General features: G+C 72.9%; 10 protein-coding genes. 6 read left to right on the top strand and 4 right to left on the bottom strand.

The genetic code is table 11. The features are described from left to right. Window positions 1-35 precede the first annotated feature (35 nt). The 5 genes from ACZ7MG_RS31220 (at window position 36) to ACZ7MG_RS31240 (ending at window position 9,227) form a co-directional block, all read left to right on the top strand. Complete coding sequence (locus ACZ7MG_RS31220; RefSeq protein ID WP_471386658.1) at window positions 36-1,790, top strand: fatty acyl-AMP ligase; 1,755 nt, start codon at window positions 36-38, stop codon at window positions 1,788-1,790. After that, window positions 1,787-6,022, top strand: a complete 4,236-nt coding sequence (locus tag ACZ7MG_RS31225; RefSeq protein WP_471386656.1) for a beta-ketoacyl synthase N-terminal-like domain-containing protein — start codon at window positions 1,787-1,789, stop codon at window positions 6,020-6,022. Before ACZ7MG_RS31220 ends, ACZ7MG_RS31225 begins: the two co-directional genes overlap by 4 nt. A 22-nt stretch (window positions 6,023-6,044) precedes the next feature. Next, window positions 6,045-7,088, top strand: coding sequence for an alpha/beta hydrolase (locus ACZ7MG_RS31230; protein ID WP_471386653.1), 1,044 nt, complete (start codon window positions 6,045-6,047; stop codon window positions 7,086-7,088). Between the two features lie 122 nt (window positions 7,089-7,210). Next, window positions 7,211-8,440 carry a PucR family transcriptional regulator gene (locus ACZ7MG_RS31235; protein WP_471386651.1) on the top strand — a complete coding sequence of 410 codons (1,230 nt, stop codon included), beginning with the start codon at window positions 7,211-7,213 and terminating at the stop codon, window positions 8,438-8,440. Between the two features lie 145 nt (window positions 8,441-8,585). Next, window positions 8,586-9,227 (top strand): cutinase family protein, encoded by a 642-nt coding sequence (locus ACZ7MG_RS31240; protein ID WP_471386649.1) that lies wholly within the window; start codon window positions 8,586-8,588, stop codon window positions 9,225-9,227. A 99-nt stretch (window positions 9,228-9,326) separates the two neighbouring features. On the opposite strand, the gene ACZ7MG_RS31245 is transcribed toward ACZ7MG_RS31240, so the two are convergent. After that, entirely contained in the window at window positions 9,327-11,048 is a 1,722-nt protein-coding gene (locus ACZ7MG_RS31245) for a hypothetical protein (protein ID WP_471386647.1), read from the bottom strand. Between the two features lie 110 nt (window positions 11,049-11,158). Beyond that, the gene (locus ACZ7MG_RS31250; protein WP_471386644.1) at window positions 11,159-11,761 is read right to left on the bottom strand and encodes a hypothetical protein; all 603 of its coding nucleotides are present in this window, start codon (window positions 11,759-11,761) and stop codon (window positions 11,159-11,161) included. 194 nt (window positions 11,762-11,955) lie between these two features. On the opposite strand from ACZ7MG_RS31250, the gene ACZ7MG_RS31255 reads away from it, so the two are divergent. Then, window positions 11,956-15,120: a glycoside hydrolase gene (locus tag ACZ7MG_RS31255; RefSeq protein ID WP_471387358.1), complete on the top strand. Its 3,165-nt coding sequence runs from the start codon at window positions 11,956-11,958 to the stop codon at window positions 15,118-15,120. A gap of 57 nt (window positions 15,121-15,177) precedes the next feature. On the opposite strand, the gene ACZ7MG_RS31260 is transcribed toward ACZ7MG_RS31255, so the two are convergent. Both ACZ7MG_RS31260 and ACZ7MG_RS31265 read right to left on the bottom strand, forming a co-directional pair. After that, on the bottom strand, window positions 15,178-16,836 hold the full coding sequence (locus ACZ7MG_RS31260) for a cellulase family glycosylhydrolase (RefSeq protein WP_471386642.1): 1,659 nt from the start codon (window positions 16,834-16,836) through the stop codon (window positions 15,178-15,180). Between the two features lie 163 nt (window positions 16,837-16,999). Then, on the bottom strand, window positions 17,000-19,165 hold the full coding sequence (locus ACZ7MG_RS31265; RefSeq protein ID WP_471386639.1) for a glycoside hydrolase family 127 protein: 2,166 nt from the start codon (window positions 19,163-19,165) through the stop codon (window positions 17,000-17,002). Window positions 19,166-19,217: the final 52 nt, after the last annotated feature.

Genomic DNA, 19,217 nt, shown 5'->3' on the forward strand with positions numbered 1-19,217 from the left:
GCAAGCCGTCCCCGCGACGTGAGGAGCCATGCCCGATGGACAACCGCCGCCCCCCGCTCGCGCCCGAGTTCCGCAGTCTGCCGGAGTATGTGCGGCACTGGGCCGAGACCGTTCCCGACCGCCGGGCGTTCACCTACGTCGATCATCCCGCGCCGCACTCGCGGGGCGTCCACCGCACGTTGACCTGGCGCAGGCTGGACCTGCGGATGCGGGCCGTGGCCGCCCGGCTGGCGGCGGAGGCCGAGCCGGGGGCGCGGGTCGCGGTGCTGTGCCCGCAGGGGACGGAGTACGTCACCGCGTTCCTCGGGGCGCTGGCCGCGGGACTGGTGGCCGTGCCGCTGTATCCGCCGGGTCTGCCGGGGCAGGACGACCGGCTGGCGGCGGTACTGGCCGACGCGAGCCCGGCGGTCGTCGTCACCACGGGCCACGCCCTCGCCGAGGTGCAGGAGGTGTGCGCGGGCCGGGCGGTGCGCGTCGTCGCCGTGGACCACATCCCCGACACCGCCGCCGAAGACCACCGGCCGCCGTCCGCGACCGACGACGCCACCGCTGTCGCGTACCTCCAGTACACCTCCGGCTCGACCCGCACCCCGGCGGGTGTGGAGATCACCCACGCCAACGTCGTCGCCAACGCCCGCCAGGCGCTGTCCGCCTACGGTGCCGACGCGGACCCGGTGACCTTCGTGGGCTGGCTGCCGCTGTACCACGACATGGGGCTGGTGCTGAGTGTCGCGGCGCCGGTGGTGCGGGGGCTGTTGTCGGTGCTCATGGACCCGGTGGCGTTCCTGCACGAGCCGGTGCGCTGGCTGCGGCTGCTGGCCGCGCACCCGCGTGCGCTGAGCGCGGCGCCCAACTTCGCCTACGACTACTGCGTCGCCACGGTCACCGAGGAGCAGAAGGCCGGGCTGCGGCTGGACGACGTCGCCGCGCTGATCAACGGCAGCGAGCCGGTCCGCCCCGGCACGGCCGACCGTTTCCACGCCGCGTTCGCCGCGCAGGGACTGGCCCCGGAGACGCACTGTCCGTCGTACGGGCTGGCCGAGGCGACCGTCTTCGTCAGTGCCGCCCGCCCCGGGCGGCCGATGCGCGGGTTCGCGCTCGACCGTGACGCGCTGGCCAGCGGGAAGGCGCTGCCCGCGCGGCCCGACGATCCACGGGCCGTGCTGCTGGCCGGCTGCGGCGCACCGGCCGGTCAGCGGGTGCGGATCGCCGACCCGGTGTCGCGGGCCGCGCTCGCGGAGGGCGAGGTCGGCGAGATCTGGGTGCAGGGCCCCAACGTGGGGCGCGGCTACCGGAACCAGGAGCAGCAGACGCGGCGGGTCTTCGGAGCCGTCCTCGCGGAGGGCACGGCGGGGCCGGGCGAGTGGCTGCGGACCGGTGACCTGGGGACGGTCCTGGAAGGGCAGTTGATCGTCACCGGGCGGCTGAAGGACCTCATCGTCGTGGACGGGCGCAACCACTATCCGCAGGACGTGGAGGCCACGGTCCAGGACGCGCACGCGGCCGTACGGCGGGACCGGCTGGCCGCGTTCGGGGTGCCGGGCGGCGGCGGGGAGCGGGTGGTCGTCGTCGCCGAGCACCCGCGGAACGTGCCGCTCGCCGACATCGAGGTACCCGACCTGGTACGGACCGTGCGAGCGGCCGTCTCCGCCCGGCACGGGCTGCGGCTGTCCGACGTGGTCCTCGTGCCGCCGGGCACGGTGCCCCGGACGTCCAGCGGCAAGGTCGCACGGGCGCTGACCCGCGAACGGTACCTGGCGGGCGCCTACGCGATGGGGGTCGTGGGATGAGGATCGTGGGGGACGACGAGGGCGCCCCGTCGCGGCCGGTGGCCGACGGGGACGAGGGCGCGTTGCGGCGGCTGATCGCCGAGCGGGTCGCCGGGTGGAGCGGTACGGCCGCCGAGGACGTGCCCATGGACCGGCCGTTCACGGATCTCGGGATGTCCTCGCGGGACGCGGTCGTGCTGGCCGGGGAGTTGTCGCGGGCGACGGGGCGTGAGCTGCCGCCGACGCTGCTGTGGGAGGCGTCGACGGGGGACGCGCTGGTGGCGCGGCTGCGCGGTCCGTCGGCGCACGACATCCCGGCGACCGCGCCAAGGACACCCGTGGCATCCGTGGGCCCCATGCCATCCGTGGAGCCCACGGCCCCCGTGGCGCCCATGACGTTGGGTGAGCCGGTCGCGGTCGTCGGCGTCGGCTGCAGGCTGCCCGGCGGGGTGCACGGCCCGGCCGACTACTGGCGGTCGCTGCTCGCCGGCGTGGACGCGATCCGGCGCGTCCCGGAGGACCGGTGGCGGGACTTCACGCCGTATCCGCCCACCGACGCGCTCCCGTACGGCGGTTATCTGGACGATGTCGCCGGGTTCGACGCGGACTTCTTCCACATCACCCCGCGCGAGGCGGCGGTGATGGACCCGCAGCAGCGGATCCTCCTGGAGGTGGTACGGGAGACCCTCGACCACGCGGCCGTCCCGGCCGGGTCCCTCGCGGGCAGCGCCACCGGTGTCTTCGTCGGGATCTCCGCGCCCGAGTACGGACAGCTCACCGGCGCCGCCCCGGACGCAGTCGATCCCTGGGCGCCGGCCGGCGGGGCGCTGAGCGTGGCGGCCGGCCGGGTGGCGTACGTCCTGGACACCCGGGGGCCGAGCATGGCCGTGGACACGGCGTGTTCGTCGTCGCTGGTGGCGGTGCACCACGCGTGTGTCAGTCTGCGCACCGGCGAGAGTGATCTCGCGATCGCCGCCGGGGTCAATCTGCTGCTCTCCCCGACCGTCACGGTGGCGTTCCGGCGGGCGGGCGCGCTCGCGCCGGACGGCCGGTGCAAGCCGTTCTCGGCGGCGGCCGACGGCATCGGGCGGGGCGAGGGCTGCGCGGCGGTCCTGCTGAAGCGGCTGTCCGACGCGGAACGGGACGGCGACCGGATCCTCGCCGTCGTCCGGGCCACCGCCGTCAACTCCGACGGCCGCTCCAACGGCCTGCTCGCCCCCAACCCGGCCGCCCAGCAAGCCCTGTTGACGACCGCCTACGCGCGGGCCGGTCTCTCCCCCGCCCACATCGACCACGTCGAGGCGCACGGCACGGGCACCCCGCTCGGCGACCCGATCGAGGCGGGCGCGCTCGGCGCCGTCCTCGGTACGGGCCGCGACCCCGACCAGCCGCTGCTGCTGGGCTCGGTCAAGGGCAACCTGGGCCATCTGGAGTCCGCCGCGGGCGTCGCCGGCCTGGTGAAGACGGTCCTGGCCCTCCACCACGATCTGATCCCGCCCTCGCTGCACTGCGCCGAGGGCAGTTCCCTCCCGGACGACGGACGGCTGCGGGTCGTGACGGAGGCCGAGCCGTGGCCCCGGTACGGCGGTACGGCCACCGCCGGGGTCTCCGGGTTCGGGTTCGGCGGCACCAACGCCCACGCGGTCCTGGAGGAGTGGCGGCCCGGCGCCCTGCTGCCGCTCCCGGCCGAGGAACCCCCGGCCCGCCTCCATCTCCTCTCCGACACCGACGCCGCCCGCGTCCGCGACACCGCCGGCCGGCTGGCCGACTGGCTCGGCACGCCCGAGGGAAGCGCCGCGCACCCCGCCGACGTGGCGCGCACGCTCGCCGGACGTACGGGACGAGGGCCGGTGCGCGCCGCCGTCCTGGCCGGTGACCGGGCCGAACTCGCCGACGGGCTGCGCGCGTTGGCGGAGACGAGACCCCACGCACGGGTCATGGTGGACGACCGGGATCTCGTCGGGCGCGGCCCGGTGTGGGTCTTCTCCGGGTACGGCAGCCAGTGGGCCGGCATGGGACGCCGACTGCTCACCGAGGAACCCGCCTTCGCCGCGGCTGTCGAGAAACTCGACGCGCAACTCGCCCCCGAGTGCGGGATCTCCCTCTACGACCAACTCTCGTCCGGTGGCTCCCTGGACCGCCTGGAGATCGCCCAACCCGTGCTGTTCGGCGTCCAGTTGGCGCTCGCCGAGCTGTGGCGCGCGCACGGGGTCGAACCCGCCGCGGTCATCGGCCACTCCCTGGGCGAGGTGGCCGCCGCGGTGTGCGCGGGTGCGCTGGAGGTGGCGGACGCGGCCCGCGTGGTCGCCGTCCGGGCCCGGCTGCTCAGCGGACTGCGGGGCGGCGCGATGGCGGTGGTGGACCTCGACGACTCCGAACTCGCCATGCTGGAGCGCGACTTCCCGGGCGTTCATGTCGCCGTGCACTCCTCCCCCGGCCAGAAGGTGGTCACCGGGGACGAGGAGGGGGTGGGCCGTCTGGTGCGCCGGCTGGAGGCGGAGGGGCGGGGGGCGCGGGCGATGCGCGTGGTCGGGGCGGGGCACTCCCCGCAAGTGGAGCCCCTTCTCGCGGAGTTGACGGCGGAGCTGGACGACATCCGGGGCGGGCGGCCCGAGATCCCCGTCTACTCCACCGTGCTGGACGACCCGCGCGGCGACTGCGTGTTCGACGCCGGGCACTGGGCGGCCAACCTGCGGCGGCCCGTGCGTCTGGACCGGGCCGTCGCCGCGGCGGCAGCCGACGGGCACGCCGCCTTCCTGGAACTCTCCCCGCACCCGGTGCTCACCCGGGCGATCACGGACACCGCTCCCGGCGTCCTCGCCCTGGGCACCCTCCACCGCGACGCCGACACCTCCGCCGACTTCCTGGCGCGGCTGGGCACCCTGCACACCGCCGGGCTGCGGCTCCCACCACCGCCGGGCCGCGTCATCGACCTGCCCGGACCCCGCTGGCGGCATGTGCGGCACTGGTGGACGGACGGGCGGGCGGGGGCAGTCCTCGAAGGGGGGCACACGACCGACAGGCCCCACGAGCGGAGCCGGACCCACGAGCAGAGCCGGACCCACGAGCAGAGCCGGACCCACGAGCGGAGCGGGACCTACGAGCAGAGCGGGACCCCCGCCTCGCCCGCGAGTGCCACCCCGCACGCCCCCTCTGTCTCCGCCCGCCTCTGTCACCATGTCGCCGCCGTCACCGGGCACCCGCCGGCCCGCATCGGCCCGGCCACCGCTTTCGCCGACCTGGGCCTGGACTCCCTGATGGCCGTCCGTATCCGCACCGCCCTCGAGCACGAGTTCGGCATCGAACTCCCCCTACGCGACCTGCTGGGCGCCGCCACGGTGGAGGACACGGCGTCGCGCATCCAGAGAGCGCTGGCGGGCGAACCCGCCCCGGCCGACAACACACCCCGGCCGCGGATGCTCCCCGTCTCCGGCTCCCACCACCCCTTCCTCCGCCCCCTCCACCCCTCCGGCCCCCGCCCCCCGCTCTTCCTCGTCCACGCCGCCGGTGGCACCACCGACGTCTACCGGGCCCTCGTCGAACGGCTCGGCGGGGAGCGGCCGGTGTACGGGCTGGAGCGGGTCGCGGAGGACCGTACGGTCGTCGAGAAGGCGCGGCGGTACGCCGAGGCGGTGGCGGCCGTGCACCCCGACGGACCCTGTCTGCTGGGCGGTTGGTCGTTCGGCGGCTTCGTCGCGCAGGAGGCGGCCCGGCAGCTCACGGCCGCCGGACGGGACGTGTGCCAGGTGGTGCTCATCGACTCCGTCCGGCCGCTCCCCCGCCCCGAGGCCACACCGGCCGACCGGATCCGCGCCCACTTCACCGGCTTCGCGCGCCATGTCGCCGAGGCTTACGGGGTCGAACTGGACCTGTCGTACGACGAGTTGGCCGCGACGGAGGACGACGGCGAGCGCGTCGACACCGTGCTGCGGGCGTTGCGCGAGGCGGCGGACGTGCCGCGGGCGGCCCTCGAACACCAGCGGTCGTCCTATCTGGACCTGCGGATCGGCGAGGCCCACCGGCCGGGCCGGTACGACGGGCCGGTGGTGCTGTACCGGGCCACGGAGCCCGCCCCGCACACCGTGCGCGACCCGGCGTACGAGCGGGACGACGAGGCGCTCGGCTGGGACGAGGTGTGCCCGCGGCTGACCGTCGTCCGGGTCCCGGGGCACCATCTGTCGCTGCTCGACCCGCCGTACGTCGACGAGATCGCCGCCCAGCTGCGGCGGGAGCCCGCCGAGGACCACCGCTGAACCCGAGCCGAGGAGAGCCGCCATGCCCGACCGCACCCATCGCCCCCACCGCGTCGACCCCGCCGACCCCGTCGGCCGCACCCCCGCGCCGTCCCGTCGCGCCGTCACCAGAGCCGCCGCCGCCACGGGCCTGGCCGCCCTCTTCGGCGCGACGGCCACGGGCAACGCTGCGGCCACCACCCGATCCACCACCGCTCGATCCGTCGCCACCGGATCCGTCGAAGCAGGTTCCGTCACCCCCCTCGGTCCCCGCACCCTCGATGTCTCCCTCCCGTCCGCCGCACTGGGCCGCAGCGCCCCGGTCCGGTTGATCCTTCCGTCGTCCTACGGCACGCAGCCCACCCGGACGTACCCGGTGCTGTATCTCCTGCACGGCGCGCACGACGACTACACGTCATGGACCCGGGAGACGGACATCGAGGCGTTCACGGCGGGCCGGGAGCTGATCGTGGCGATGCCGGACGCGGGGCCGACCGGCATTCCCAGCGTCTGGCGCGGCGGCCCGGACTACGAGAGGTTCCAGGTCGACGAGGTACCGGCGCTGCTCGCCCGCGACTACCGGGCGTCCGGGGTCCGGGTGGTCGCCGGGGTCTCGACCGGCGGCTACGGCGCGATGGCGCACGCGGCCCGGCACCCGGGGACCTACAGGGCGGCGGCCTCGTACAGCGGCATCCTCGACACGACCGCGCCCGGCGTGCCGACCCTGATGGACGCCATCGTGGCCCGCGAGAACCTGGCGCCCCTGTCGCTGTGGGGCAACCCGATCCTGAACGTGCTCACCTGGCGGGACTTCAACCCGCGTTCCCGGGCGGCGGGGCTGCGTGGCACCGCGCTGTACGTGTCGAGCGGCAGCGGGGTGGTCGGCGGCATCGGCGACTGGCTGCCCGAGGCGCTGGAGAGCGCGCTGTGGCCGTCCGCGCACGCGTTCACCGACACACTGGCGCTGCTGCGGGTCCCGGTGACCACCCATTTCTACGCGGGCGGCGGGCACAGCTGGGCCTACTGGAAACGGGAGTTCACCGCGTCGTGGCCGATGCTCGCCGGTGCGCTGGGGGTGCCGGCGTGAGGCCGGTGCCGTCGGGGCACGGAACGGAGCGCAGGGGACGTCCGTCCAACCCAGGAGTTGTCCCTCGCCCCACGGGCACCGCCCCGCGGGTGAGCCGCTTCCGGGTGAAAGGAGGGTCCGCCGTGGCTGCCCCCACCCCGCCGCACGGCGTACCGGACGGTCCCGGCGCCGTCCCGTTACCTCCCGAACTGGCCAAACTGCTGCGCGACCAGTTGGAGGCCGTCGCCGACGAGGTGGAGCAGGAGGTGCGCAGACAGGTCCCGGAGTACGCCCAGCCGTCCGACGAGGCGTTCGGCGCGCATCTCCGATCGGGGGTCGTGCAGGCGCTGACGCTGTTCGTCGACCACATCGCCGATCCGCGCGGCCCGAGTGCGGCCATCACCGCGACGTACTACGAGCTGGGGCGCGGCGTGGCGCTGGAGGGCCGTGGCCTGGACTCGTTGCAGTCGGCGCTGCGGGTCGGGGGCCTGCACGCCTGGCGTCTGATGGGCCGTTCGGCGGAGCGGCTCGGCCTGGACTCCGCCGTGGTGGCGGCGCTGGGCGAGCTGGCGTTCCGGACCGTGCACGAGGTCGCCGAGGCGGCGGCCGCCGGATACTCGGAGGCCCAGCTGCGCAGCACGGACGAGTTGGAGCGGCGGCGCCGGCGGCTGCTCGATCTGCTGCTGGGCGAGGGGCCGGTGGCCCCGGAGGCGGTACAGGACCTGGCGCACGGCGCCCGCTGGTCGGTGCCGCGGCAGGTCGCGGTCGTGGCGCTGGCGGCGACCACGGACCGGCGGGAGGCGGACCGGCCGCTCGCGGCGGCGGGGGCGCTGGTGGACATGGAGTCCCGGCCGCCGCGGATGCTGGTGCCCGACCCGGACGGTTCCGGCCGCTTCGGCCGGGCGTTCACGCTGGCGCTGCGCGGCCGGCCCGCCGCGATCGGCCCGAGCGTGCCGCTCACCGAGGCGGCGCGTTCGCTGCGCTGGGCCAGCCGCGCGCTCGGGCTGATGGGGCGCGGCATCCTGCCCCGGCAGGGTGTGGTGCGCTGCGCCGACCATCTGTCGACGCTGCTGCTGCACAGCGACGAACCCATGCTCGCCCAGCTGCGGTCCCAGGTGCTGGCCCCGCTGGACACGGTCGCGGAGGGGCCGCGCGGCCGGCTCGCCGAGACCCTCCTCGCCTGGTTGCTCGGCGGCAGCAATGTGCCCGATGTCGCCGCCCGCCTCCACATCCACCCGCAGACGGTCCGCTACCGCCTGCGCCAGCTGGAGAAGCTCTTCGGCGACGCCCTGCACGACCCCGGCACCCGGCTCGACCTCATCCTCGCCCTGCGCGCGGAGGCATTGCGGGACGACGACTCCTTCGGCGGCTAGGAATACCGGGGTGGACTCACCTCGGCGCAAAAAGAAAAGCGATTCCTGAATTCCTGTCCATAACACTCGGCCTGACGCAGCGAATAGTTTCGGGACGTCCTTTCCACAGGCGCTCGACGAGCGCCCCACCCTCAAAGGATTCCCCATGCGCATCCGCTTGTGTCTCGCCGCGCTCTCGCTGGTCGGCGGGGCCGGACTGGTCACCGTCTCGGCACCCACGGCCATGGCCGCGGCCTGCACGGACATCGACGTCGTCGCGGCTCGCGGCACGTTCGAGCCGGGCACGCTCGGCTTCATCGTCGGCGACCCCGTGTATTCCGCGCTGCAGAAGAAAATCACGGGCAAATCCCTGTCCAGCTACAAGGTGAACTATCCCGCGGACCTGTCGCTCACCTCGGCCGCACAGGGCAACGCGGACCTGGTGAACCATGTCCGGAGCCAGGCCGCCTCCTGTCCGAACCAGCGTTTCGTTCTGGTCGGTTATTCGCAGGGCGCGAACGTCGTCGACAACTCCATCGGCATCAGCAGCGACGGCGCGGTGGTCGGCAGCCCCATCGTGGCGACCATCCCCGCCGCGCTCGAACCGAAGGTGTCGGCGGTGCTGTTGTTCGGCAACCCGATCCGGGCCATCGGCAAGAGCGTCACCGGCGTCTACCAGAGCCGCACCATCGACTTCTGCGCGACCGGTGACCCGATCTGCCAGAACGGCGGCACGGACGTGGGCGCCCACCTCGGCTACACCGCCAACGCCGACGCGGCGGCGGCCTTCGCCGCGACGAAGGTCTGAGCCGGCCGGGGCGACGGCGAAGGGCCCGGGAGGAGAGATCCTCCCGGGCCCTTCTTCCATGGGGCGACGGTTCAGGGGGAGTCGACTACCGGGGTCCCGCTACCGGGGGTCCCGCGCGAAGCCCGTCAGGCTCGTGGAGACCGGCTCGGGACGGCCGTTGTTCTGGACCGGCGCGGCGGTGAGCACGTCGAGGTGCTGGTAGCCGTCGGCGACCACCGGGTCCAGGTCGGCCGGGACCCGGCCCGCCAGCAGCCCGTCGCCCGCGAGCACGGTGAGCGTCGGGTTGGCAGTGAGCCCGTCCGGGTGGACGACCAGCCTCTTGACCTGGGGAGAGGTGGCGAGCTGCAGATCGGTGACCAGCTTGGTCGGGAAGTACTGCTCGGTGAAGTCCAGCGGCTGCTGGGCCATGCTGCGGGCCAGCTCCTGGATGTCGGTGACCTCCTTGCCCGCGGCGGTGAACGGGGTGCCGTCCGCCGACCGGTACCCGGGGTCGTCGGCGTCGCCCACCCGGTCGTAGTTCCGCCAGGTGTAGAGCGGGCCGCCCGGCCGGTCGGGGATGGCCTTGTACTCGCTGCCGAACAGGGCGGGTTGCGCGGCGCTCCCGTTGGCGACGGGGAAGTTCTTGTCGGCGATCGGTCCGCCGTCGAAGAAGCCCACGCTGCTCTGCAGGAACGCCAGCGGTACGGAGTGGTCGTCCATCAGGGCGCCGAGGATCGCCTCGTTGCTGAGCCGGAAGTCCCGTACCGCCGGGGTGCCGGAGAGGAAGGTGGCGGTGTCCTCGGAGAACAGGAAGCGGTTGGTGACCTCGATGTTGGTGTTGAGGGGCAGATAGTTCGGCAGGGTGGCCTCGCCGTCCGGGTCCTGCAGCGCGCCCACGCCGGCGATGGCGAGCAGCGTCATCATCTCCGGGTTGAGGAGCACGGGGGCGGACAGGGTGCGCGACAGCAGTCCGCTGTCGAGCCCGGCCTGCACGGCGCCGTAACCGAGGCCGATGTCGGGCAGGTTGGTGTCGTCCGGGATGCTGCCGCTGAGATCGGCGAGCGAGGTGGAGACGGTCGTGTCGAGGGCGAAGTAGCCGGCGCACTGCCGGTGTCCGGCGTCCGCCGTGGTGGTGGGGTCGCCGTCGAAGTCGGCGGTCGCGAAGTACCCGGTGATGACACCGCCCAGCGAGTGCCCGCCGCACAGCACCTTCTCCTTGCGGACGCGCTGGTCGGGGAGTTCGGCGGTGAGCAGGTCGTACTGGTCGCGGACGGTCCGCTCGATCCCGAGCCCCGCCATCCAGCCCAGGTCGCCGTTGCCGACGTACCCGTCGAAGGTGCGGCCCGCGACCTGTTTGTCGCGGTAGTAGTAGTCGACGGCCGTGTGCTGGTCGCCGGAGGCCACTCCGGTGCGGTCCTCCAGGCAGTTGGAGCGCCGGTCCAGGGCCCAGAACTCGATGTGCCGTCCCTGTTCGGCGGCGCGGGCGACGGTGTTGCGGGCGACGCTGTCGAAGGCTCCGGCGCCCTCCAGGATGCCGGGCTGGGCGACGAGGATCCGGTCGGCGTCGGCCGAGGCCGCCGGTCCGTCCGCGGACCGGTAGCGCAGATACGACAGCCAGTCGCACGCCGCCGGCCGTGCCCCGAAGGACGCCGGCAGCGGCGCTCGCACCCGCACCAGCGTCTCGGTGACCCCGCCGACCGGGTTCGTCGACGCCACGGCCGTCTCGGTCCGCGCGTCCTGGCCCCGGGCGTCCGGGGCGGCCCCGGTGACCGCCCCGACGGTCAGCAGCACCGCCAGCGCGACACCACGCCACGTTCTTCCCTTGCTACGACTCGTGTTCATGCGGGGACGGTAGGACCGCGCGAGCGGCCCCACCGCCCCATGCTCACAACTTCGCAGCTACCGTCGGGCCCTTTGTCATCAGGCACCAACCACCGCCGCCACCAAGGGGGTCACAGCCCGTCGCTCACCATCGCGGACACGATCCGCACATGCCGGTCGGCGGCCGTACCGGAGAACTCGTTGTCGTAGTTCAGCCCGTACGGCCAGAAGTGGCCTCCCCCGGTGGAGATCTTCGCGCTCGACCCGTCGTACTGCCGGACCAGTGCCGTGGCCTGCGCACCGGTCCAGGTGCCGCTGCCGCCCAGCCTCGACCAGCCCGCGCTGGTGCCCACGCCGATGGTGTGCGCGATCTCGTGCAGCGCGGTCCGCTCGTTCATGTAGCTGCGGTTGGAGCCGAAGCGGATGGTTCCGTTGATGTTGCCGTCGGCGGTCGGGACGCCCGGCTCGTAGCGGACGGTGAGGGTCTTGCCGAGGTCGCTGAGGTTGTTGTAGCGGGCGACGGCCGCGTTCATGGCGGCCGTGATGCTGTTGTACGCCGACTGCTGATCCGCCGTCGGGTTGCTCGCCCGGACGAGGGTCCAGGTGATGGTGGCCGCCGCGGCCCGCTGCGCGGGCACGGGCGCGGCCTGCGGGGCGGCCTGCGCGACACCGGGTCCGGCGAGCAGCGCGGCCGCCAGCGCGGCGACGACCACCTTCCTGCGCGGTGAGTTCATGGGAATGCCTCCGGTTTTCGTGGGGGGAGGAGGAGGTTGGGGGGGAATCCCGTCACACAAGGACTAGAAAGCGCTTTCGGTTTCCTGAATGCTAAGGACGTGTTTTGGGCATGTCAACGAAATCGCGCCGCCTCCGTGGTGGGGAAAGGAGTGTCGTGACCTCACGACACCGCATCGTCCGGACTCTGGCGTCCATGGCCCCCTGGGTCCTCGGCGCGAGCCTCATGGCCGCGCCCACCGCGAGCGCGGACGCGACGGACGGGGCCTCGGCCTCCGCCTCCGCCGCGGCACCGAACGCGGTCACCGTCCGCATCGACCCGTCGTACCGGCAGCAGGAGTTCGAGGGCTGGGGCACCAGCCTGGTCTGGTTCGCCAACGCCACCGGCACGTACCCGGAGCCCGTCCGAAGACAGCTCGTCGACATGCTGTTCGGCGAGGACGGGCTCGGTCTGACCATCGCGCGCTACAACATCGGCGGCGGCAACGCCCCCGACGTCCGCAAGGACTACATGAAGGCCGGCGCGACGATGGACGGCTTCTGGAAGGCGCCGGAGGGCACCACCCGGCAGGACATGGAGTGGTGGGACCCGAACGACCCGGACCACTGGAACTGGGACGCCGACGCGGGCCAGCGCTGGTGGGTGGACCAGAGCAAGGACAAGGTCGACACCTGGGAGGCGTTCAGCAACTCGCCGCCCTGGTTCCAGACCGTCAGCGGCTATGTCTCCGGCGGCTTCGACGCGAACACGGACCAGATCCGTGCGGACCGCGTCGACGAGTTCGCCACGTATCTGGTGAAGGTCGCCGAGCGCCTCGAAGAGGAGCACGGCATCGACTTCGACACCATCGCCCCGCTGAACGAGCCCAACACCAACTACTGGGGCACCCAGATCGGCGCGAACGGCCAGCCCACCGGCGGCCGTCAGGAGGGCGCGCACGCGGGCCCGGCGCTCCAGCAGAAGGTGGTCCTCGCCCTCGACAAGGCGCTCGAAGGGGCGAAGACCGACGCCGAGATCTCGGCGATGGACGAGACCAACCCCACGATCTTCACCCAGAACTGGAACGCCTACGACGTCTCCGCACGGGCCGCGGTCCCCCAGCTCAATGTGCACACCTACGGCACCGGTATGCGCACCAGCGCCCGGGACATCGCCAAGGGCGCCGACAAGAAGCTCTGGATGAGCGAGGTCGAGGGCACCTGGGGCACCGGCACCGACTTCACCGGCATGGAGCCGGGCCTCGGCATCGCCACCCGCATGGTCGACGACATGCGGGAACTGGAGCCCTCCGCCTGGGTGTTCTGGCAGCCGATCGAGGACTCGATCCCGCAGGCCGCGGCCGGCAAGAACTGGGGCAGCATCCACGTCCCGTTCAACTGCACGGCCACGGACACCCTGGAGACGTGCCCGATCCGGGCCAACTCCAAGTTCCACACCATCCGGAACTTCACCCATCACATCCGTCCCGGCGACCACTTCGTGAAGGTCGACGATCCGTCCACCGTCGCCGCCGTGAAGAAGTCCGGCAGTGCGGCCAGCGTGGTCCACGTCAACAGCGGTACGACCGCGCGTTCCGTCACGCTCGACCTGTCGCGCTTCGGCAAGGTCTCCTCCCGCGCCACCGTCACGCCCGTGGTGACGAGCGACGCCGGTGCCCTCGTCGAGGGAACCCCGGTCCGGGTGAAGGACCGTACGGCCACGCTCGACGTGCCCGCCAAGTCCGTCACCACCTTCCTGGTCGAAGGCGTCAGGGGAGTGGCGAAGGACGCCGCCCTCGTCCAGCCCGACCACGTCTACCGCCTCCAGGGCGCGCAGAGCGGCAGGTCGCTGACCCCGTCGGAGGACGGCACCGGTGTCGTCATCCGCACCACCGACGCGAGCAGCGCCCGTCAGCTGTGGTCGGTGGAGAAGCTGACCTCCGGCACCGGCAACCGCGAGCGCTACGCCCTCACCAACGCGGACACGGGCCGCCGGCTGGCCGTACGCGACAACCAGGCCGTCCTGGAGGACCCGGCCGACGGCGAGGTCCCCGAGGCCGCCCAGTGGGTCATGTCCACCACGGGCGACGGCAGTTGGACCTTCGTGAACGCCGCCACCGGCCGCCTCGTCGATGTCGCCGGGCAGTCCTCGGCGGACGGCGCCAAGGTGTCGACGTACACCCCGACCTCGGCCGCCAACCAGCGCTGGACGGTGGCCGACGAGACCGTGCTGCGCACCGAGCGGGCCGAGGCCTTCACCGTCCCGGGGCTGCGGCCGAAGCTGCCGGAGACGGTGACCCCGGTGTTCCCGGACGGTGCCCGCGGCTCGCTGCCCGTGGTGTGGGAGCTGCCGTCGGACCGGAAGTGGCGCAAGCCCGGGACCGTTCGCGTCACGGGTGAGGCGACGGACGCCCTCGGCCGGAAGGTCTCCGCGCAGGCCCTCGTCACCGTCGACACCATCGCGTCGACCGTCCCCGGGCGTGCCAAGACGTTCGTGGGCGGCGCTCCGGAACTGCCGACAACGGTCGTCGGCATCGGCGCCCACGGCGGCCGGACGGCCCTCCCGGTGGCCTGGGAGGCGGCGCCCGAGGGGGCGTTCGACGAGACCGGGGTCGTCACGCTGTCCGGCACGGCGGAGGTCGTCGGCGGCACCACGGCCGAGGCGACCGTACGCGTCCAGGTCACCGAGGCCTCGGAGTCCAACATCGCGACCGATCCGGCCGTCTCCGTCGGCGCCACCTACACCGAGAGCGGCTACTCCGCCGAGCGGCTGCGCAACGGCACCACCGCCGAGAAGGCCTGGTCCAACTGGCGGTCGGGCACCAAGAACCCGTCCGACACCCTCACCTTCGGCCTTCCCGAGGCCCGCGACCTCACCCGGGTCGTCGCCCACTTCCACCGGGACGGGACCAACGTCTCCTTCCCCGAAAGCCTGAAGGTGCAGGTGCAGGCCGCCGAGAACGGTCCGTGGACCGACGCGAGCGGCTCGGTCCCGGTCGGCACCGAGGGCACCCCGGTCATCGACGTCCCACTCGACGCGGGCCCCGTGACCGGCGTCCGCGTGGTCATGACCGCACGGCAGGGCGGCTACATCACCCTGGGCGAGATCGAGGTGTACGCCAAGGCCCCCGGCACCTCCTCGGACGCGGCCGCCACCGCCGTCGAGGTGGCCGGGAAGCCCATCAGCTCCTTCGATCCCGACACCACCGCCTACCGGGTGGCCACGGACGACCCGAGGGGCGCGGAGGTCACGGCGACGGCCCGCGACCCGTACGCGACGGTCACCGTGGAGCGGAGCGGCCGGACCTCCGCCGTCGTCACCGTGACGAGTGAGGACGGCTCGCGGACCCGGACGTACCGGATCACCCTGGTACGACGCTGACCTGACCGGCGGGGGCCACGAGCGGGCCCCCGCCGGTCACTTGCCCTTCCGGGGCGGTCAACTGCTCGCGCAGGACGCCCCGTTGAGGGTGAAGGCGGCCGGTGCGGGGTTGGTCGCTCCCTTGCTGCCGATGAACCCGACCGTCACGGAACCGGCGGCCGGGATGGTGTTGGTGTACGAGACGGGCTTCACGCTCACCGCGCCACCGCTCTGGGTGGCGGTCCCGCCCCACATGTTGGTGACGGTCTGGCCGCCCGCGAAGGTGAAGGCCAGGGTCCAGCCGCTGACGGCGGTGGTGCCGGTGTTGCGGATGACGATCTCGCCCTGGAAGCCGCCCTGCCATTCGTTGGTGGCCCGGTAGGTGACCGCGCAGTTCCCGGTGGGGGTGGAGCCGCCCTCGTCCGTGGTGACGTTCACCGTGGCCGAGCGGTTCGACCGGTTCCCGGCGGCGTCGCGGGCGTAGACGGCGAAGGTGTACGCCGTGTCGGCGGTGAGGCCGGTCAGGGTGGCGGAGTTGGTGGTGGAGGCCGCGAGCCTGGTCTCGGTGGAGCCGCTGACCCGGACGACGTCGTAGCCGGTGACGCCGACGTTGTCGGTGGCGGCCGTCCAGGAGAGCGTGGCCGAGGTCGCCGTCACCGCCGAGGCGGTGGGGGTGCCGGGGGCGGTCGGGGCCTGGGTGTCGCCCGGGGTGCCGCCACCGAAGACCGTGGCCTCCTTCGCGGTCTGCGCGATGCCGTTGGCGCCGTTGAAGATGCGCCGGCCCCAGGCGCTCAACTGCGTGGGGTCGAAGCCGATCGACAGGTCGAGGATCGGGTCGGTGTTGCCGCTCCACGACCACGCGAGGTAGCCGAGGTCCAGTTGCTCGGCGGTGGCCATCATGGTGTCCTCGTCCGGATCGCCCCACTGGTCGGCGGGTCCGCCGAACTCGCCGATGAGAATGGGGAGTTGCGCGTTCACGAAGGCGCCCAGATAGTCGGTGATCTCCGCGGCCGTGTCGAAGACGCTGTACATGTGGATCGAGAAGATCAGGTTGCCGGTGGTGTCGGCGTCGTACACGGACTGGGCGTTGGCGCGCATGACGCCCTGCCAGTCCTGGCCCCAGTTGGGCGCGTCCACCATGATCGTGTGCTCGAAGCCCGCGGCCCGCAGCTTCTGCACGGCGGCCTTGGTGGGGGCGGTCCAGCCCTCGGGGTTGGTGTTGCCCCAGGGCTCGTTGCCGATGTTGACGATGACGTAGTTCTCCTCGCCGGCGAGGACGTCCTTGAGGCTGATCCAGTAGTCGGCGGCGTGGTCGAGGGTCCCGGCGGCGGCCTCCTCGCCGTATCCGGTGGTGTCGTGCACCTCCAGGACGCAGATGAGCCGGTTGGCCTTGCACTGGGCGACGACGTTCGCCACGTCGGCGGGGCTGTTCCTCGTCCAGCGGTGCCCGTCGGAGAGGACGACGCGGACGGTGTTGGCGCCCAGTGCCTTGATGTCGGCCAGCGACTGGGTCTCGCCCGGGTACCAGGTGTGGGCGTGGTTGACGCCGCGCATCACGAAGTCGTTGCCGTTGGCCTCCAGCAACCGGCCGTCGGCGATGTGCAGTCCGGTGGCCCGGACCTCGGGCGCGGACTGGGCCAGGGCGACGGCCGGGGCGAGGACGCCGAGGAGGGTGAGCGCGATCAGGCTCGCGAGGGCGGCCAGGAGGGTGCCCAGGGGGCTTCTTCCAGTTCTCACTGCGACTCCAAGTGGGGGTGGGCGCCGAGAAGGTCAGGCATGGAAAGGTGTGGGAGTGCTGCGGCCATGGAGCGTAAAAGCCCCATGGGAGCACTTTGGGAGCACTATGGGAGCGCTCCCATAAACCCATCTCGTCCCGTACACGTCAACCCTTCGCGCAGGGTCAGCGCCTCAGGCCCGCCCGCACCGCCGCCGCGACCACGGCGTCCCGCTCGGCGGCGGTGAACCGTCCCTCGGCCACCCACGCGTCGGCGAGGGCGCGCACCGCCCGCACGAAGGCCTCGGACGTCGCGAAGGGCGCCTGCGCCCAGAGCACGTCGAGGAACGTCAGACCGTCGCCCCGGGTCCGGTTCGGGACCCCGGAGGCCGCCGTACCGAACACGACGACGGGCTCGGACCGTCTGAAGTAGGCGTGGTACCGGAGGTCGTTGCCCGCGAAGAACGGTGCGAGGGTCAGCCCGTGCGTGGTGAAGTGCAGCGGTCTGCCCTCGGGGCGGATCACGTCCGCGAGGTCGCCGCGCAGGGTGAAGTCCTTGTAGAAGGAGAAGCTCCGGAACCCGGCCTCCGCGCTCTGCGCGACCAGCAGCAGCGGTCCGAAGAACACCGACTGGACCGTGGGATCGTCCGACGCCCGCTCCACCCGCAGCCGGTACGGCGCGGAGATCCCGACCCGGTCGCCGCGCCGCCAGGTCCGGCTGAGCGTGAGGTACGACCCGGGCACCGCCTCGACCCGCTGCCGCACCCCGTTGACCGTCACGGTGAAGCCGGCCGTGGCCCAGGACGGCACCCGCAACCGCAGCTCGAACGTGCCCCCGCCCTCCCGGAACGTCAGGGTGCGCACCCCCTCGGCCGGATAGGCGCTGGTCTGGTCGAGCACGAGCCCGCGCTCCGGCCACCGCAGGGTCGAGGCGAGGTAGAGGTTCACATACAGCGCGCCGCCGTCGGCGGAGCGGAAGTACACCGAGTCCTGGTACTTGGTGTGGTTCTCCATGCCCGTGCCGCCGCAGCAGGTGCCGGTGTTGCCGTACTCGCGCACCACCCCCGGGCCCATCCCCACGAAGTAGGTGACCTCCGGGCTGCCCGTGCTCGCCGTGTCCCGGCGGGAGGCGAGGATGTGGTTGGTCAGCCCCCGCTCGTAGTAGTCCATGTGCGCTGCGTCCGGCTCCCGGAAGAACAGCTGCCGGCTCAGCTTCAGCATGTTGTACGTCGCGCAGGTCTCGGCGTTCTTGTCGTCCAGCGTGGCCGCGATCGCGCCCCGCGCCTTGAACATCTCGCCCTGTCCCGTGCCGCCCAGGCTGTACGTCCGGGGCCCGACGACCATGCCCCAGAAGTTCCGCGCGGCCTCGGCGTACCGCTCCTCCCCCGTCTCGTCGTACAGCCGCAGATAGCCGGTGAACTGCGGGATGTGCTGGTTGGCGTGCCGCCCGTCGAGGATGTCGCGGTCCTGGGCGCAGGCGTCGAGCAGCGCGGTGTTGTCGAAGCAGCGGGCGGCGGCGAGGTGTTCCGCCTTGCCGGTCAGGGCGTGGAGGTCCGCCATCACCTCGTTCATCCCGCCGTACTCACCGGCGATGTAGATCGACCACATGCGGTCCAGCTGCGCCTTGGGCAGCCCGCCGAGCCTGCTGTGCACCCAGTCGCCCATCTTCGCGGCGACGGTGAGGGCCTGGGCGTTGCCCGCCAGGGTGTGGGCGTCGAGGAGGCCCCGCATGATCTTGTGGCAGGTGTAGTAGGGCGCCCAGATGGTGGGGTACGTCGTGTAGCTCTCCAGCAGGATGAACTGCGTCTCCGGGTACGCCGCCAGGAAGCCGGGGTGACTCGGTCTCGGGTTGCCGCGCTCCGCCAGCGCCGTCTGGCACTCGCCCAGCGTGCCGACCAGGTAGTCCAGCTTGGTCTTGAGGGCCGCCTCCCGGGTGTCCGCGTACGCCTGGGCTATGAGGGTGAGGAAGTGGCCGCCGTAGTGGCCGCGCAGATTGCCGTCGGCGGTCTCCCAGCCGCCGGGCGGCCGGGCGCCACGGGTGTCGAGACCGGCGTTGGCGCGGAACACCGCCAGGATGCGGTCGGCGGGGTAGGAGCGGGCGTAGTTCAGCATCAGGTCGCGCTTGGCGCGGAACACGCCCTCGCCGAGGGTGACTTGGTCCAGGGGGAAGGGGTGGACGGACCAGGTGGTGGGGGTGGGTGACGGGGCCGCGAGGGGCCGTGCGGCGGCTTGGGCGGTTTCTTGGGCGGCCGGGGTGGCGTGGGCGAGGGAGGCGGTCTGGACGAGCGGGGTGGCTGCCGCCGCTCCGGCCGCGAGGGTCAACAGCGTTCGTCGGGTGGGGGGTTGAGACATGCCGTGGACTCCGATCGTGGGTTGTCGGGTGGGTGGGGGGAGACGTGTGTCG

The organism is Streptomyces sp. NPDC107538 (genome assembly GCF_055657445.1).

What these genes read in the sequence shown, in the direction of transcription:
- ACZ7MG_RS31265 (WP_471386639.1), bottom strand. Translation starts at nt 19,165, where the DNA reads ATGTCTCAACCCCCCACCCGACGAACGCTGTTGACCCTCGCGGCCGGA.
- ACZ7MG_RS31245 (WP_471386647.1), bottom strand. Translation starts at nt 11,048, where the DNA reads ATGAACACGAGTCGTAGCAAGGGAAGAACGTGGCGTGGTGTCGCGCTG.
- ACZ7MG_RS31220 (WP_471386658.1), top strand. Translation starts at nt 36, where the DNA reads ATGGACAACCGCCGCCCCCCGCTCGCGCCCGAGTTCCGCAGTCTGCCG.
- ACZ7MG_RS31225 (WP_471386656.1), top strand. Translation starts at nt 1,787, where the DNA reads ATGAGGATCGTGGGGGACGACGAGGGCGCCCCGTCGCGGCCGGTGGCC.
- ACZ7MG_RS31255 (WP_471387358.1), top strand. Translation starts at nt 11,956, where the DNA reads ATGGCCCCCTGGGTCCTCGGCGCGAGCCTCATGGCCGCGCCCACCGCG.
- ACZ7MG_RS31250 (WP_471386644.1), bottom strand. Translation starts at nt 11,761, where the DNA reads ATGAACTCACCGCGCAGGAAGGTGGTCGTCGCCGCGCTGGCGGCCGCG.
- ACZ7MG_RS31230 (WP_471386653.1), top strand. Translation starts at nt 6,045, where the DNA reads ATGCCCGACCGCACCCATCGCCCCCACCGCGTCGACCCCGCCGACCCC.
- ACZ7MG_RS31240 (WP_471386649.1), top strand. Translation starts at nt 8,586, where the DNA reads ATGCGCATCCGCTTGTGTCTCGCCGCGCTCTCGCTGGTCGGCGGGGCC.